Genomic DNA, 15,084 nt, shown 5'->3' on the forward strand with positions numbered 1-15,084 from the left:
GGGGCCGGGGGCGCTTACCGGCGCCGGCCGGGTGCCGCTGCGCCCACCCGTGCCGCCCTAGCGGCACGACTGCCCGCAGCTAGGGCGGGAGACGCGTCACGATGGCGCTCGCACGTGCCCCCTACTTCAGTACGCTCGCCGCCAGTCGCGCGGCGCTGCGCAGGCGGGGGTTGGTGACCCGGCGGGCCATCGGGCGCAGGACCCGGGCCGTCGCCCCCACCGGCCGCCAGCGGATCTGCAGCCGGCCGGGGTTGCGGGGTTCCGGTTCGACGGTGACGGTGTGGTGCGGGACGCGGGCCGTGCGCGCGGGGAAGTCCAGCGGGGCGAGCAGCACGGACGAGTTGGCCAGGCCCTGCTGCTCCAGCCGGATCTGGGGGTGGCGCAAGCCGTCGAAGCCCTGGACCGGGAGGGACGCCGAGGCGAGGTCGAGGCGGACCGTGCCGGTGAAGACGCCCGGGCGCACCGGGTCCAGGCGGAACGGGACCGTCATCCGGCGCTTGCCGGGGGTGAGCAGCAGCGACGCCCGCTGGGGGCCGACGGGCAGGCGCAGGCCGGGATCGTAGGTGCGGACCGTCAGGGTGAGGGCCGCGCCGGCGTCGTACGTCAGGTCCGTGATCTCGTGGCGGAACAGCGCTGTCGGGAACGGGCGGGTGTCCAGCTCCAGTTCGGACAGGTCCAGTTCGCGGCGGGCCCGCTCCGTCGCCGGCGGTGTCTCACCCCAGTACGGGACACCCGCGTCGTCGGTCGTCACCGCACGCGGCGCGACCGCGTGCCCCAGTCCGCGCGCCGCCGGCCGTACCTCGGCCGTGCGCCCCTGCCGCAGCAGCTCCAGCACCACCCGCTCGGCCCGCGGCAGCCTGTCGTACGCCTCGGGGGACAGCGTGTCCAGGTACGGGTTCATGATCTCCGCGAAGGAGGCCAGCCACGCGTCGTCCCGGTAGGGCAGGTCGCCGGCGTACATGCGGAAGTCGTGCTTGAGGAACTTGAAGTCCTTGTCCGCCCGCAGCCCCTCGTGCCCGCTGTCTCGCAGGAAGTCGTCGATCAGCCGCTGGACGCCCACCCGGTCGCGGACGTTGGAGATCCGGTCCCGCTGGTTGGATATGGAGGCGGAGGCCGCGGCGGCGAACGGCTCGATGTACCAGGTGTACACCGGGTCCGGGACGATCGTGAACGCCTTCGCCAGGCAGTACGCCTGCGCCGAGAAGAGCTGGTCCTCGTAGTGGATGCCCTCGGGGAAGCGGAGCCGGTGGCGGTCCAGGAAATCGCGCCGGTACATCTTGCTCGTCGCCAGGTGCTCGAAGAGCAGGCGGGGGTCCTCCTCGATGCCCTGCAGGGTGCGGCGCTCGGCGACCAGGTGGGGCATCCAGGTGGAGCGGCGCCCGTTGTCGACCCGGACCCGGCGCACCGCGCCCATGGCGAAGTCGACCTCGTGCTCCCGGTGCGCGGCGAGCAGCACCTCCACGGCGCGCGGTGGGAGTTCGTCGTCGCTGTCCAGGAACATCAGGTACGGCGCCCGGGACGTCTCGATGGCCCGGTTGCGCGGTGCGCTGCACCCGCCGCTGTTCTCCGGCAGCCGGATGACGCGGATGCGGTCGTCCTCGGCCGCGAGCCGCCGGGCCACCTCGGGGGTGTCGTCGGTGGAGTGGTCGTCGCTGATGACGATCTCGATGCCGGCGTGGGTCTGCGCGCGCACGGAGGCGACCGCGCGGGGCAGCCGGGCGGCGTCGTTGTGGACGATGATCGTGACCGTGACATCGGGGCTGGTCATGCGGTGGCCTCCTCGGGCGTCGGGGCAGGGGTGCGCCGCTCGACGGGCAGGACCGGGGGCAGCGCCTCCGCCGGCTCGCCGAGGAACACCCGCCGTACGACCCGTTCGGCGGCGCGTCCGTCGTCGTACTCGCAGAACCGGTGCCGGAACGCGGCCCGTGCCTTGGCCGCGCGCTCGTCGCGCCAGGCGCCGGAGCGGAAGATCTCCGCCAGTTCCTCCTGGGTGCGCGCGACCTGGCCGGGGTGGTCGGCCATCAGGTCGAAGTAGACCCCGCGGGTGGTGCGGTAGGTCTCCCAGTCGTCGGCGTAGATCACGATCGGCCGGTCCAGGTTGGCGTAGTCGAACATGATCGACGAGTAGTCGGTGACCAGGGCGTCGGCGGCCAGGCACAGCTCCTCCACGGGGTCGTAGACGGAGACGTCGATGATCCGGCCGGAGCGGCGCAGCCCGGTGAGCTGGGCGGCGGCGCCGTAGAAGTAGTGGGCGCGGACGAGCAGGACCGTGTTCTCGCCGAGGCTGTCGGCGAGGGCGGCCAGGTCGAGGCGGGGGGTGAAGCCGGCCTCGTAGTCGCGGTGGGTGGGCGCGTACAGCACGGCCCTCTGCCCGGGGGCGATGCCGAGGCGCTCGCGGGCGGCGCGGACGTCGGCGGCGGTGGCCGTGTAGTAGACGTCGTTGCGCGGATAGCCGTAGTCCAGCGAGGTGTAGCGGGACGGGTAGGCGCGCTCCCACATGCGGGTGCTGTGGCTGTTGGCGCTGAGGCTGTAGTCCCATCTGTCGACGCGGGCCATCAGCGCGGCGAAGTCCAGGCCCTGGGCGGCGGCCGGGTGGTCCCGCTGGTCCATGCCCATCCGCTTGAGCGGGGTGCCGTGGTGGGTCTGGAGGTGGATCGCGTCGGGGCGTTTGACCACCGCGTTGGGGAAGTTGACGTTGTTCGTCAGGTACTTGGCGGTGGCCATGGTCTCCCAGTAGCGGCGGGAGCCGGGGATCACGTGGTCGGTGCCGGGCGGCAGCAGGGCCGCGTTCTTCTTGCTCACCGTCCACACGGGGCGTATGTGCGGGGCGAGTTCGCCGAGCTTGGCGGCGATCGCGGCCGGGTTGCAGGCCACCCCGCGGTTCCAGTAGGCCGCGAACACGGCGAGGTCGGGGTCGACCGGGCGGCTCAGCGCGCGCCGGTACTGCTGGTCGCGGACCTTGGTGCCGAGCTGCCGCTTGCGGGTGCGCAGGGTCGCGCGGGCGGCGCGGCGGGTGCGGTTGGCGGCCTGGAGCGCGCGGTAGCGGGTGTAGGCGCCCTCTTCCAGCAGCGCGTGCCGTATGCCGTCCAGGCCGGCCGGGCGCTGGTGGTCGCCGGGGCGCCAGCGGACCGCGGCCTGCGAGGCGCGGCGGAAGAACTCGCGGGCCACCCGATCGGGCAGGTCCTCGCGGGCGAAGGTGGAGACCAGGTCACGCACCATCAGGTCGTACAGCACCGCGTGCGGGGCGCGGCGGTCCTCGGTGAGCGGGAGCAGGGACTCGTAGCGGTCTATGAGCGCGAACCGGTCCTCGGGGGTGCGGGGCGGCAGGCTCTGCGGGCGCGGCACGCGGTGTTCGTACGCGGCCTGGGTCAGGCAGGCGACCCGGCCGGCGGCCAGCAGGGCGGCGTGGGCGGCACGCGGCTCGTCGGCGAGGGTGTGCAGTTCCTTATGGGCCTGCCAGAAGGCGGCGCGCAGGGCGCGGTTGCCGAGCAGCGGGGCGAGCCGCAGCAGGTCGGCGGCCTCGTCCAGGGGCTGGGGGGCCCGGCCGGCGGCGGCCAGCCGGCGGCCGTCGGGGGAGGGTCTGCTGACGCCCTGCCAGTCCGTGCCGACGTGGTCGAACAGGAGCACGTCGACGGGGTCCGTGCCGTCCGGGGCGTCCAGTTCGGCGGTGCGCTCGGCGATCAGCCGGGGCCCGCCGGCCGGGAGGCCGTCCTTGGCGTGCACGAAGTGCAGCCAGCGGCCGGAGGCCCGGGCGGCACCGGCCGTGCGGGCCTCCGCGTCACCCGTGCCGTCCGGCAGCGGTACGACGATCGTTCCGGGCGCGTGAGCCTCGGCCGTCTCCCGCGCCCAGGCGCCGACGGCGGCGACGACCACCTCGGTGTCGGGCGGCGGATGGGGTGTCAGGGAGTCGAGCAGTTCGGCCAGATGCCCCTGGGCGGTGGACCCGTAGACGATCACGCTCAACTGAGGCATGGCTGTGGACTCCTTAGGCTGGGTATGACCGGCACATCTTCCACAACATCATGTAAGGGTCATATAAAACGGATATTGTCGTGACGTCTGTGCCGGGAGGCCGCGGCCTACGCCTTCGCCGCCGGCTTCTTCTCGCCGGTGAAGGCTTCGTACTCCTTCATGACCTCCTCCGTCGGCCCGTCCATGCGCAGTTCGCCGCGCTCCAGCCAGAGGACCCGCTCGCAGGTGTCGCGGATCGACTTGTTGTTGTGGCTGACCAGGAACACCGTCCCGGCGCGCTTGCGCAGTTCGCGGATCCGCTCCTCCGAACGCCGCTGGAAGGAGCGGTCACCGGTGGCCAGCGCCTCGTCGATGAGCAGGACGTCGTGGTCCTTGGCGGCGGCGATGGAGAAGCGCAGCCGCGCGGCCATGCCGGAAGAGTACGTGCGCATGGGCAGCGTGATGAAGTCGCCCTTCTCGTTGATGCCGGAGAAGTCGACGATGTCCTGGTAGCGCTCCTTGATCTGCTCCCGGGACATGCCCATGGCCAGGCCGCCGAGGTGGACGTTGCGCTCGCCGGTGAGGTCGTTCATCAGGGCCGCGTTCACGCCGAGCAGGGACGGCTGGCCGTCGGTGTAGATGTGCCCGCTCTCCACCGGGAGCAGGCCCGCGACCGCCTTCAACAGGGTCGATTTCCCCGAGCCGTTGGTGCCGATGAGCCCGATCGCCTCGCCCTTGTAGGCGACGAACGACACCTTCTTCACCGCGTGCACCCGGCGCACGCCGGCCGCCTTCTCGGCCTGGCCCCGGCGCAGGATGCGGTTCAGGGCGGCGGTGGCCGAACCGCGGCCGGCGCCGGTGCCGTTGACCCGGTAGACGATGTCGACGCGGTCGGCGACGACGGTGGGGACCTTCTCGGTGGTGTGCTCAGCCACGGCCGTACGTCTCCTCAGCCTTCCAGAAGTAGATGAAGCCGCCGACGCCGGCGAGCAGGGCCCAGCCGACCGCCGCCGCCCAGACGTGCGGGGGCAGTTGGTCGGCCTGGAAGCTGTCGATCAGAGCGAACCGCATCAGGTCGATGTAGACGGCGGCCGGGTTGATCTGTAGCAGAACCGTGACGAGATGCGGCAGGACGTCGTGCTCGGCGATCTTGTCGATGCTCCACATCACGCCGGACACGTACATCCAGGTGCGCAGCACGAAGGGCATCAGCTGGGCGATGTCCGGGGTCTTGGCGCCCAGCCGCGCCATGATCATGGAGACACCCGCGTTGAAGGTGAACTGCAGGACGAGCGCGGGGACGGCCAGCAGCCAGGAGGCGGCGACCGGCACGCCGAAGCAGAGCAGGATGACGGCCAGCGCGCACATCGAGAACAGCAGCTGCTGGAGCTGCTGGAGGGCGAAGGAGATCGGCAGGGCGGCGCGCGGGAAGTGCAGCGCCCGGACCAGGCCGAGGTTGCCGGAGATCGCCCGGGTGCCCGCCATGATCGAGCTCTGCGTGAACGTCCACACGAAGATGCCGGTGACCAGGAACGGCACGTAGTCCGGCACGTTCTGCTTGGTGCCGAGCAGCACGCCGAAGATGAAGTAGTAGACCGCCGCGTTCAGCAGCGGGGTCATGACCTGCCAGACCTGGCCGAGCTTCGCCTGGCTGTACTGCGCGGTGAGCTTGGCGGTGGCGAAGGCACTGATGAAGTGGCGGCGGGCCCACAGCTGGCGGACGTACTGCGGCAGGGAGGGGCGGGCGCCGCTGACCGACAGGCCGTGCCGGGCCGCGAGCGCCGCGAGATCGTCGTCGGCCGGGGCCCGGGTGGGGGGCGGTGTGTGGAGGACCTGGCTCACATCCGCTGCTTTCGCTCGGGGGAGGGGATGCCGCGCCCGGCTCGCGCCGGGAGCGCCGCGGTGCCCGTCGGCCGGCGTTTCCTTACGTTTCTCTTCACGTGCTCTTACGTCGGGACGGGACCGTATCGTCGCTACGTGAGCGTAGGGCAGGGTACGTCGGAACGCAACCGTTTCGTCGTCACGGCCTATGCTGTGCGGTATGACGACGAACGCCGCCTCCGCCGACGAGCCGCCGGCGCGTCCGCGCCGCCGCGCGCCCGCCGGGGCCGCCGTGCTCCGGGAGGACGTGACCGAGGCCATCCGGACGGCGGTCTTCGAGGAGCTGGCCGCCGTCGGCTACGCCCGCATGTCCATCGAGGGCATCGCCCGGCGGGCCGGCGTCGGCAAGACGGCGGTGTACCGGCGCTGGCGTTCCAAGCTCCACCTGGTCCTGGACGTGGTCTCCGCGATGGCGGTGACCGGCTTCCCGGTGCCCGACACCGGCTCCCTGGAGGGGGACCTCCGCCTGCTGTACGAGGTCACCTCCCGCGCCCTGCGCCACCCGGTCGCCTCCCAGGTCATCCCCGACCTCCAGGCCGAGGCGGCCCGCAACCCCGATCTCGCCGAGGCCTTCCGGAAGGCCCTGCGGGACGGCCAGGAGGGCGTGGCCAGCCGGATCGTGGCGGCGGCCGAACAGCGGGGCGAACTGCGCGCCGGGGCCGACCCGGAGCTGGCCCTCGACCTGATCTCCGGCCCGCTGTACTGGCGCTCGGTGGTGATCCGGGGCCCGAAACCGCCGAAGGGCTACCTGGAGAAGCTGGCCCGGACCACGGCGGCGGCCCTCAGGGCGCTGTGACGGGCCGGGCGCCCAGGGCCTGAAGACCGACTCGCCGCCCCTGTGCCCCGGATCCGAGGAAGGCCCCGCTACGACGCGCTCAGTGCCCGGTCCGGGAGGCGGTCGGAGCCGGGCCGGGGCCGCGTCGTGGGCCCGGTGCCGCCGGCCGCCGGGCGCGCGGACCGCCACAGCCGTACGAAGGACAGCACGGCGGCGGCCGTCAGCAGCCCGTTGCGGGCCAGCATCAGCAGACAGCCCGCCCAGGTGCCGTCGATCACCTCGCGGTAGTACATCGGGAACGCCACCGTGCTCAGCGCGGACGCCGCCAGGACGAGCACTGCCACCGGCCGCTGGACGGTGTGCCGCGAGGTCAGGCAGACGGCGGCCAGCCCGATCAGCCAGATCATGTACTGCGGGCTGATCACCCGGCTGGTGACCGTGAACAGCAGCACCGCGCTCAGCGCCGCGTCGAACGGCGTCGCCTCGCCGAAGTGCCGCGCCCGCACCCGCCACAGCACCAGCAGCCCGAAGGAGAGCACGGTCAGCGTGAGGGAGGCGACGGCGACCGCGCGGACATACGGGCCGACCAGTTCCACCGCGCCGTACTGGTAGCGGGACCGGCCGGACCAGCCGAAGTGCCGGGCCAGGTTGAGCGCCGTACCGCCGAGCGACTCGATCTGCACGCCCCGGCCGCCCTGCTCCCGCAGGAAGGACAGCGGGTGGGTGAAGAACACCGCGAGCACGGCCAGGCACCCGGCCCCGGTCCAGGCCGCCGACAGCCACGCCCCGCGCGTCGGCCGGCCCCGGGGCGTGCCCAGCAGCACCAGCGCGGGCCACACCTTCACCAGCGCGCCCAGCGCCGCGAGAGCGCCGCCCGCGCGCGGGGAGCGGGCCAGGGCCAGCAGGGAGAGCACGGCCAGGGCGGTGACCTGGACGTCGTAGCGGGCCAGCGGCAGGTGCAGCAGCAGCGGCAGGCCGCCGGTCCACAGGGCCGCGCCGAGCAGGCTGCGGCCGGGTCGGCTGCCCGCGCGCAGCAGCGCCGCCACGGTCACCGCGTCCGCGGCCAGGGTGAGCAGCACGAACGCCTGGAAGTAGGTCAGGCCGGGCAGCAGCCCCGGCGCCAGCAGCACCGCGCCCGCGCCCGGCGGGTACTGCCACAGCGTGTCGTGCACCGGGAAGGAGCCGTGCGCGAGCACGCCGTACCAGTGGTGGTACAGCCGCCACACCTCCCGGGTGACCGCGCCCCCGCCCAGCAGCCGGGGGCCGCTGTGCGCGGTCAGCCACAGCATCAGGGCGCGGGTGGCGAGCCACAGGGCGATGAGGGTGACGATCGGTCCGGGGGTGACACGGAGACGGTTCATCACATGGGAGCCTAAGCGGTGCGGTTGGTGTATCCCGGCTGATACGCCGTCATAATCCGCAAATATTGGCTAATCGCAAGAGATCGGGCCATGGTGAACGTCGGGCTTCCTGTCACACCGCGATCGCGTCGAGCGGCCGGCGCGCCCCTGGGCGCACCGGCCGGTACAACGAGCCGGCCACCCGCCCGGGAACGGCTGCGGCGGGCCGCAGTCCCCGGCGTGCCCGCGCTGGTGATGCTGGTCCTCGGGCTGTGGCGGCTGGACCGGGGCGGCATGTGGCGTGACGAGGCCGTCAGCTTCCAGGTGGGGCGCCGAACCGTGCCGCAGATCTGGCACCTGCTGCACGACGTGGACGCGGTGCACGGCCTGTACTACCTGCTGGTGCACGCCGTCCTCGCCGTCCGCCCCGGCGAGGTCGCGCTGCGGCTGCCGTCGGTGTGCGCGGCGGCGGCCACGGCGGCGCTGGTGGCCGAGCTCGGCCGTCGGCTGCTTCGGCCGCGGGCCGGACTGTGGGCCGGGCTGCTCTACGCCGTCACGCCGATGGCCGGGCACTACGCGCAGGAGGGCCGCTCCTACGCCCTGGTCGCGGCCGGTGCCACCGCGGCGACGCTGCTGTTCGTACGGGCCGTGCGCGGCGGTGCCTGGCGGGCCTACGGCGTGGTCCTCGCCGTCACCTGCTGGCTGCACGAGTTCGCCGTGCTGCTGCTGCTCGCCCACGCGGTGTCGCTGGCGCTGGCCCGGGCCGGACGGCGGGCATGGCGGGGCTGGGGGTGCGCGGCGGCGGCGGTCGTGCTCGCGCTGCTGCCGCTGGCGGTGGTGTCGCGGGGCCAGTCGGCGCAGCTGGCGTGGCTGCGCTCGCCCACGGCGGAGACGGCCGGGGGTCTGCTGCGCACGTTCCTGGGGCCGGCCGACTCGGTGTACTGGGTGTGTCTCGCGCTGGGCTGCCTGGGCCTGTCGCGCCTGACCGGGCGGCGGGGGGAGCCGACGTGCGCGGGGGTGGCGCTGCCGGTGACGGTGGTGCCGCCGCTGGTGCTGATGCTGGTGTCCCAGGCATCGCCCTTGTACGTCGACCGGTACGTGCTCTACGCCCTGTCGGGGGCGCCGCTGCTGGTGGCCTGCGGGGCGGAGCGGGTGGTGGGGGCGGTGGAGCGGATGTGGGGGCGCCGCCGGCGGGCGGGGGGCCGGCCCCTGGCATCCCCGGCCCTCACCCTCCTCGGTGTCGCCGCCGTCGCCCTCTCGGTGTTCCACCAGTTCCCCCTCCTCCGCGACGACCGCGACCCCGGGTCCCGGGCGGACGACCTGGGGGCCGTCTCCCGGGCCGCCGGGCGGGAACTGGCGGACGGGGACGCCGTCGTGTTCGTCCCGGCGGCCATGCGGAACGTGGCGCTCACGTATCCCCGGCCGTTCCGCGGCACCCGGGACGTGCTGCGGGTGGCGGGGGCGGCGGAGTCCGGGACGCTGTACGGGCGCGAGGCCGGCGTGGCCGAGCTGCGCCGCAGGCTGGAGCGGCTGGACCGGGTGTGGGTGGTCGGGGACCGCCGGCTGCTCGGCGCCCGCTGGGTGCCGCGCAACCCCGTGGAACGGGCGAAGGTGACCACGCTCTGGCAGCAGTTCACCGGCCGTGAGGAGGCCGTGCGGGGGATGGCGACCGTACGGCTCTACGTCCGCCCGGTCAGCGCGCGGCCTCCGTCCGCGCCGCCGCGTCCAGGGCGGCGGTGAGCCGGTCGAGCCGCTCGCGCAGCTCGCCGATCTCCGCCGGGTCGAAGCCGGTCGCCGACATGATCCGGCGCGGCACCTCCAGCGCCCGCTCGCGCAGCGCCGCGCCCTCCCCGGTGAGCCGGACGAGGACCGACCGCTCGTCCTCGGCGCTGCGCTCACGCCGTACCAGACCGGCCGTCTCCAGCCGCTTGACCAGCGGGGACAGCGTGCCGGAGTCCAGCCGCAACCGCTCGCCGAGCTTCTTGACGGGCAGCTCGCCCTGTTCCCACAGCACCAGCATCACCAGGTACTGGGGGTAGGTGAGCCCGAGGTCCTGGAGGAGGACGCGGTAGACGCCGGTGAAGGCGCGGGACGCGGCGTGCAGGGAGAAGCAGATCTGGCGGTCCAGGCGGAGCCACTCCGGTTCGGTCATGCCTCCAGGGTAACCCTTGCCCGGCATTTAGTTGTGCACAACTTAGTTGTGTGCTCTACTTTCGATCGTAACGAACCCCGCATCCGAGAGGGATGGTCTCCATGGACGCGCTCTACACCGCCGTCGCCACCGCGACCCACGGCCGCGAGGGCCGTGCCGTCTCCTCCGACGGCCGGATCGACCTCGCCCTGGCCATGCCGGTCGAGCTGGGCGGCGACGGCCAGGGCAGCAATCCCGAGCAGCTCTTCGCCGCCGGGTACGCCGCCTGCTTCGGCAGCGCCCTCGGCCTGGTCGGCCGCCAGGCGAAGGTCGACGTCAGCGACGCCGCCGTGACCGCCGAGGTGGGCATAGGCAAGCAGGGCGAGGGCTTCGGGCTGAAGGTCACCCTGCGCGTCGAACTGCCCGACACGGTGGACCAGGCCACCGGCCGCGAGCTGGTCGAGGCCGCCCACCAGGTCTGCCCGTACTCCAACGCCACCCGCGGCAACATCGACGTCGACCTCGTCATCGAGTAGCCGTCGGGCGGCCTGCTGACCGCTACGCCGGCGACAGCGCGTCCCGGGACCCGGACTGGCCCGGGATCCGGGACGCCGGGCCGGACGGCGGCTCGCCCAGCAGCAGCGTCCGCACCACCCGCTCGGCGGCCCGCCCGTCCTCGAACTCGCAGAACCGGGCGCGGAACGCGGCCCGCAGCCGCGCGGACTCCCCGTCCCGCCAGCCGCCCGAGCGGAACAGCCCGGACAGCTCCCGGAAACCGCGGGTGACATGGCCCGGCGGCTCGGCGGTGAGGTCGAGGTAGGTGCCCCGGCTCGCGGCGAACGCGGGCCAGTCGTCGGCGTGGACCACGATCGGCCGGTCCAGGACGGCGTAGTCGAACATCACCGACGAGTAGTCGGTGACCAGCGCGTCCGCCGCGAGCAGGACGTCCGCCAGGTGCGGTTCGTCGGTCGCGTCCACCACGATCCGGCGCCGGGCCAGCTCCGCCAGGCCCATGCCCCGCGCCGGGCCGGCCGCCAGCGACGGGTGCAGCCGGACCACCAGCGTGTGCCCCGCGCCGAGACCGGCCGCGAACCGGGCCAGGTCGATCCGGTCCACGTACCCGCCGCGCCGGTAGTCCCGGCGGGTCGGCGCGTACAGCACCACCGTGTGGTCTTCCGGGATGCCGTGCCGCTCCCGGAAACCGCCGGGCCCGCCGCGCACCAGCACGTCGTTGCGCGGGCTTCCGGTGCGCACCGAGGTGAAGTGACAGGGGTAGGCCCGCTCCCACACCAGCTCGGCGTGGCGGCTCGCGACCAGGCTGAAGTCCCAGCGGTCGGCCCGGCGCAGCATCCGCGGCACGTCGACGCCGAGCCGCGCGCCGGGCTTGTCCCGCAGATCGGCGCCCAGGTACTTCAGCGGGGTGCACTGGTGGGTGTGGATGTGCACGCTGCCGGGGCGCTTGGCCAGGGTGCCGGGCCAGTTGACGTCGTTGACGAAGAACTTCGCGCGCGCGGTGACCTCCAGATAGCGCCGCGAGCCGACGATCACGTGCTCCACGCCGTCCGGCAGTCCCGCCGCCGTCTCCTCGTCCCGCACCACCCACACCCCGCGCAGCTCCGGCGCGATCTCGCGGGCCGCCTGGTAGATCGCCGCCGGGTCGCCGAGCACGCCCCGGTGCGAGGACGCCGAGTACACCACGAGGCGCTCGTCCAGCGGGCGGCGGGCGTTGAGCGCGGCCCAGCCGGCGCCGGCCCGCGCGGCGGCGGCCCGGCGTGCCCGGCCCGCCCGCCGGGCCGCCTCCCGCCCGGCCCGCGCCGACTGCCGCCGCAGCCGGTACCCGGTCCAGGAACCGGTCAGCACGGCGACCTCGCCGTCCACCCGGGCGCCCCCGGGCCGGTGGGCGCGGAACATCCGGGCCGTGCGCCGGAAGAACTCGGCCTTGTCGGCGGGCGGCAGCCGGTCCGGCTTGGCCAGGATGTCCAGGCAGTGCTCGCCCATCTTGCGGTGCAGATACGGCCGCCAGGACGCCAGCTCCGGCCGCCCGGCCAGATACGCGAAGACCCGCTCGTACTGGTCGTGGATGTCGAAGTGCTTGCGGCTGGTGGTGGACAGGATGCTGCCCTGCCGGCGCTGCCGGTAGTGCACGCAGATCCGGTCCAGGGCGGCGATCCGGCGGGCGCTGAGCATGACCGGGAACGTCCAGGGGGTGTCCTCGTAGTAGCCCGGCGGGAAGGCGAAGCCGTGCTCGGTGACGAAGTCCCGGCGGTAGGCCTTGTTCCAGACCACCATCAGCAGGTCCAGGATGCCCGGGTACTCCGCGGCGGTGAACACCTCCTCCTTGGCCAGCAGGTGCGCGAGGACGTTGCGCCGGGTGCCGCCCCACCAGTAGGTGCGCGCGTAGTCGAAGACCAGCACGTCCGGGTCGGCGGTCTCGGCGAGCCGGCCGGCCACGGCCTCCAGCGCGCCCGGGGTGAGGGTGTCGTCGCTGTCCAGGAAGAGCAGGTAGTCGCCGGTGGCGTGCGGGAGCCCGGCATTGCGGGCCGGGCCGAGGCCCACGTTCTCCGGCAGGTGCAGCACCTTCACCCGCGCATCGCGCCGGGCGTACTCGTCCAGGATCGCGCCGCAGTCGTCCGGGGAGCGGTCGTCCACGGCGATCAGCTCGAAGTCCCCGAAGGACTGCCCGAGCACCGAGTCCAGGCACTCGGGCAGGAAGGCCTGCACCCGGTAGCAGGGCACGATCACACTGAAGCGGGGCACGGCGGGTCAGCTCCTCGTGAGGGTCGCGGCGGGGGCGGGGACGCGCTCGGCGAGCGGGAGCACGGGCGGCAGCGCCTGAGGCGGCTCGCCGAGCAGCACCCGGCGCACCACCCGCTCGGCGGCCCGCCCGTCGTCGAACTCGCAGAACCGCTCCCGGAACGCGGCCCGCAGCGCCCGCGCCCGGGGACCGGCGTACGAGCCGTCGCGGAACACGGCGGCCAGCTCCCCGGGCGTCCGGGCGACCAGGCCCGGCGGCTCGGCCATCAGGTCGAAGTAGACGCCCCGGGTCTCCCGGTACACCTCCCAGTCGTCGGCGTGGATCACGATCGGCCGGTCCAGGTTGGCGTAGTCGAACATGATGGACGAGTAGTCGGTGATCAGCGCGTCCGCCGCCAGGCACACGTCCTCCGTCGAGCGGTGCGCGGTGACGTCGATGATCCGGCCCGAGCCGCGCGGGCCGCCCCGGTCGTAGAAGTAGTGGGCGCGCAGCAGCACGACGACGTTCTCCCCGGCCGCCCGGCAGAACGCCTCCAGGTCCAGGCCCGGCTCGAAGCCGGTGTGGTGGTCGCGGTGGGTCGGCGCGTACAGCACGGCCGTCCGGCCCTCCGGGATGCCCAGCTCACGGCGGATCCGGGCCACGTCACGGGCGGTCGCCGTGTAGTAGACGTCGTTGCGCGGATAGCCGTACTCCAGCTGTTCGTAGGAGCCCGGGAAGGCGCGTTCCCACATCCGGGTGGAGTGGCGGTTGGACGACAGGTTGAAGTCCCAGCGGTCGACCCGGCCCAGCAGCTTGGTGAAGCTGCCGGAGCGGGCCGCGACCACCGGGTACACCGACTGGTCCACGCCCATCGTCTTCAGCGGGGTGCCGTGCTGGGTCTGCAGGTGCACGCTGCCCGGCCGCTTGACCACGCCCTCGGCGAAGTTGGCGTTGTTGATCAGGTACGTGGCCCGGGCCAGCACCTCCCAGGAGCGGCGCGAACCGAGCACCGCGTACTCGACGCCGTCCGGCACGGTGTGTTCCCGGCCGGCCTCGACCAGGAACACCGAGCGGATGTGCGGGGCCAGCTCCCGGGCCTTGGCGTGGATCGCCGCCGGGTTGCAGGCGTACCCCCGGCCCCAGTACGCGCAGTACACGGCGAGGCCGGGATCGAGCGGGCGGCGCAGGTCGCGGGCGTAGCGCAGCCGGGTGCGGGCCGCGCGCGGGCGCGGCAGCCGGGCGACGGTGGCGCCGGCCGCCCGGTGGGCGCCGCGCAGGGCGCGGAACGCGCCGTACGCGCCCGCCGCCAGCAGCCGGTGCTGCACGCCGGGGCTGCCGTCCGGCACCCGGTGGCCGGCCGGGCGGTGCAGCCGGTAGAGCCGGGCCGCGCGACGGAAGAACGCCCGGTGCCCCGAGGGCAGCCGCTCCGGCCGGGACGCCGTCTTCAGCACCATCGCGAACACCTGGTCGAACAGCGGCCCGGTCCGCTCGGGAGGCAGCTCCGCCTCGGCCGCCCGGGTCAGCACCCGCTCCACCTGGTCCAGCAGGGTGTGCTGGTGCGGGCCGGGCAGGTTCAGCCGGCTGCCCTGGCGGCGGGACCGGTGGCGCACGACGGCCCGGCGCAGCACCGCGATCCGCCCGGCCGCGACGGTCACCAGCCCGCCCCAGCCCAGGTCCGTGAAGTGCCCGTCCGGGAAGACGAGTTCCCGCTCGGTGAGGAAGGCCCGGCGGTACACGGCGCTCCACGCGGGCAGCTGGACGCCGGTCAGGCCGGGCAGCTCGGCGGGGGCGAAGGCACCGAGCGGGGCCTTCGCCGGCAGCGGCCCGGCCGGGGTCGCCGGCTCGCCCTCCCACCAGGGGGCGCGCTCGTGCTCGCAGTACAGCACGTCCACCCCGGCGACCTCGGACAGCCGGGCGTCCACCACCGCCAGCGCCCCCGGCAGCAGCAGGTCGTCACCGTCCAGGAACAGCACATAGGTGCCGGTCGCCGCCCGCATCCCGGTGTTGCGCGCCCCGCTCAGCCCGGCGGACGGCGGCGAGTGGACGACGGTCACCCGGGAGTCCCGCCCCGCGTACCCGGCGGCGACCTCGGCCGCGGCGTCGGGGGCGTCGCAGACCGGGATCAGCTGGAGGTCGCCGAAGGACTGGCCGAGGACCGAGTCCAGCGCCTGGGACAGCCGTCCGGCGACCCCATGGGACGGGACGATGATGCTGAAGCGGGGCATTCTGTTCTCTCTGTCGTCGTGCGGACGCGGCCGGGCCGTCCCGCCGG

General features: G+C 73.9%; 11 protein-coding genes. 3 read left to right on the forward strand and 8 right to left on the reverse strand.

The window, feature by feature from the left end; genetic code table 11:
• Positions 1 to 121: 121 nt before the first annotated feature.
• The 4 genes from Srubr_RS35260 to Srubr_RS35275 all read right to left on the reverse strand — a co-directional run bounded on the left by Srubr_RS35260 (position 122) and on the right by Srubr_RS35275 (position 5,793).
• Complete coding sequence (locus tag Srubr_RS35260; RefSeq protein WP_189995982.1) at positions 122 to 1,768, reverse strand: glycosyltransferase family 2 protein; 1,647 nt, start codon at positions 1,766 to 1,768, stop codon at positions 122 to 124.
• On the reverse strand, positions 1,765 to 3,972 hold the full coding sequence (locus tag Srubr_RS35265) for a CDP-glycerol glycerophosphotransferase family protein (RefSeq protein WP_189995981.1): 2,208 nt from the start codon (positions 3,970 to 3,972) through the stop codon (positions 1,765 to 1,767). Before Srubr_RS35265 ends, Srubr_RS35260 begins: the two co-directional genes overlap by 4 nt.
• 107 nt (positions 3,973 to 4,079) lie before the next feature.
• Positions 4,080 to 4,886: an ABC transporter ATP-binding protein gene (locus Srubr_RS35270; RefSeq protein WP_189995980.1), complete on the reverse strand. Its 807-nt coding sequence runs from the start codon at positions 4,884 to 4,886 to the stop codon at positions 4,080 to 4,082.
• Positions 4,879 to 5,793 (reverse strand): ABC transporter permease, encoded by a 915-nt coding sequence (locus Srubr_RS35275; protein ID WP_189995979.1) that lies wholly within the window; start codon positions 5,791 to 5,793, stop codon positions 4,879 to 4,881. Before Srubr_RS35275 ends, Srubr_RS35270 begins: the two co-directional genes overlap by 8 nt.
• 199 nt (positions 5,794 to 5,992) lie before the next feature.
• Between Srubr_RS35275 and Srubr_RS35280 the strand changes: the two genes are divergently transcribed.
• On the forward strand, positions 5,993 to 6,628 hold the full coding sequence (locus tag Srubr_RS35280) for a TetR/AcrR family transcriptional regulator (RefSeq protein ID WP_189995978.1): 636 nt from the start codon (positions 5,993 to 5,995) through the stop codon (positions 6,626 to 6,628).
• 68 nt (positions 6,629 to 6,696) lie between these two features.
• Here Srubr_RS35280 and Srubr_RS35285 read toward each other — a convergent pair whose 3' ends face one another.
• A complete protein-coding gene (locus Srubr_RS35285) occupies positions 6,697 to 7,968 on the reverse strand; it encodes a glycosyltransferase 87 family protein (protein WP_189995977.1) in 1,272 nt (423 codons plus the stop codon).
• Between the two features lie 219 nt (positions 7,969 to 8,187).
• On the opposite strand from Srubr_RS35285, the gene Srubr_RS35290 reads away from it, so the two are divergent.
• A complete protein-coding gene (locus Srubr_RS35290) occupies positions 8,188 to 9,687 on the forward strand; it encodes a glycosyltransferase family 39 protein (RefSeq protein WP_229926705.1) in 1,500 nt (499 codons plus the stop codon).
• Here Srubr_RS35290 and Srubr_RS35295 read toward each other — a convergent pair.
• Positions 9,641 to 10,099: a MarR family winged helix-turn-helix transcriptional regulator gene (locus Srubr_RS35295; protein WP_229926704.1), complete on the reverse strand. Its 459-nt coding sequence runs from the start codon at positions 10,097 to 10,099 to the stop codon at positions 9,641 to 9,643. The genes Srubr_RS35290 and Srubr_RS35295 overlap by 47 nt on opposite strands.
• A 101-nt stretch (positions 10,100 to 10,200) precedes the next feature.
• On the opposite strand from Srubr_RS35295, the gene Srubr_RS35300 reads away from it, so the two are divergent.
• On the forward strand, positions 10,201 to 10,614 hold the full coding sequence (locus tag Srubr_RS35300; RefSeq protein WP_189995974.1) for an organic hydroperoxide resistance protein: 414 nt from the start codon (positions 10,201 to 10,203) through the stop codon (positions 10,612 to 10,614).
• A gap of 22 nt (positions 10,615 to 10,636) precedes the next feature.
• Here the strand turns inward: Srubr_RS35300 and Srubr_RS35305 are convergent, their stop codons facing one another.
• Both Srubr_RS35305 and Srubr_RS35310 read right to left on the reverse strand, forming a co-directional pair.
• Complete coding sequence (locus Srubr_RS35305; protein ID WP_189995973.1) at positions 10,637 to 12,835, reverse strand: bifunctional glycosyltransferase/CDP-glycerol:glycerophosphate glycerophosphotransferase; 2,199 nt, start codon at positions 12,833 to 12,835, stop codon at positions 10,637 to 10,639.
• Between the two features lie 6 nt (positions 12,836 to 12,841).
• Positions 12,842 to 15,037, reverse strand: a complete 2,196-nt coding sequence (locus Srubr_RS35310; RefSeq protein WP_189995972.1) for a bifunctional glycosyltransferase/CDP-glycerol:glycerophosphate glycerophosphotransferase — start codon at positions 15,035 to 15,037, stop codon at positions 12,842 to 12,844.
• Positions 15,038 to 15,084 lie beyond the last annotated feature (47 nt).

Source organism: Streptomyces rubradiris (assembly GCF_016860525.1).
Classification (GTDB): Bacteria; Actinomycetota; Actinomycetes; order Streptomycetales; family Streptomycetaceae; genus Streptomyces; species Streptomyces rubradiris.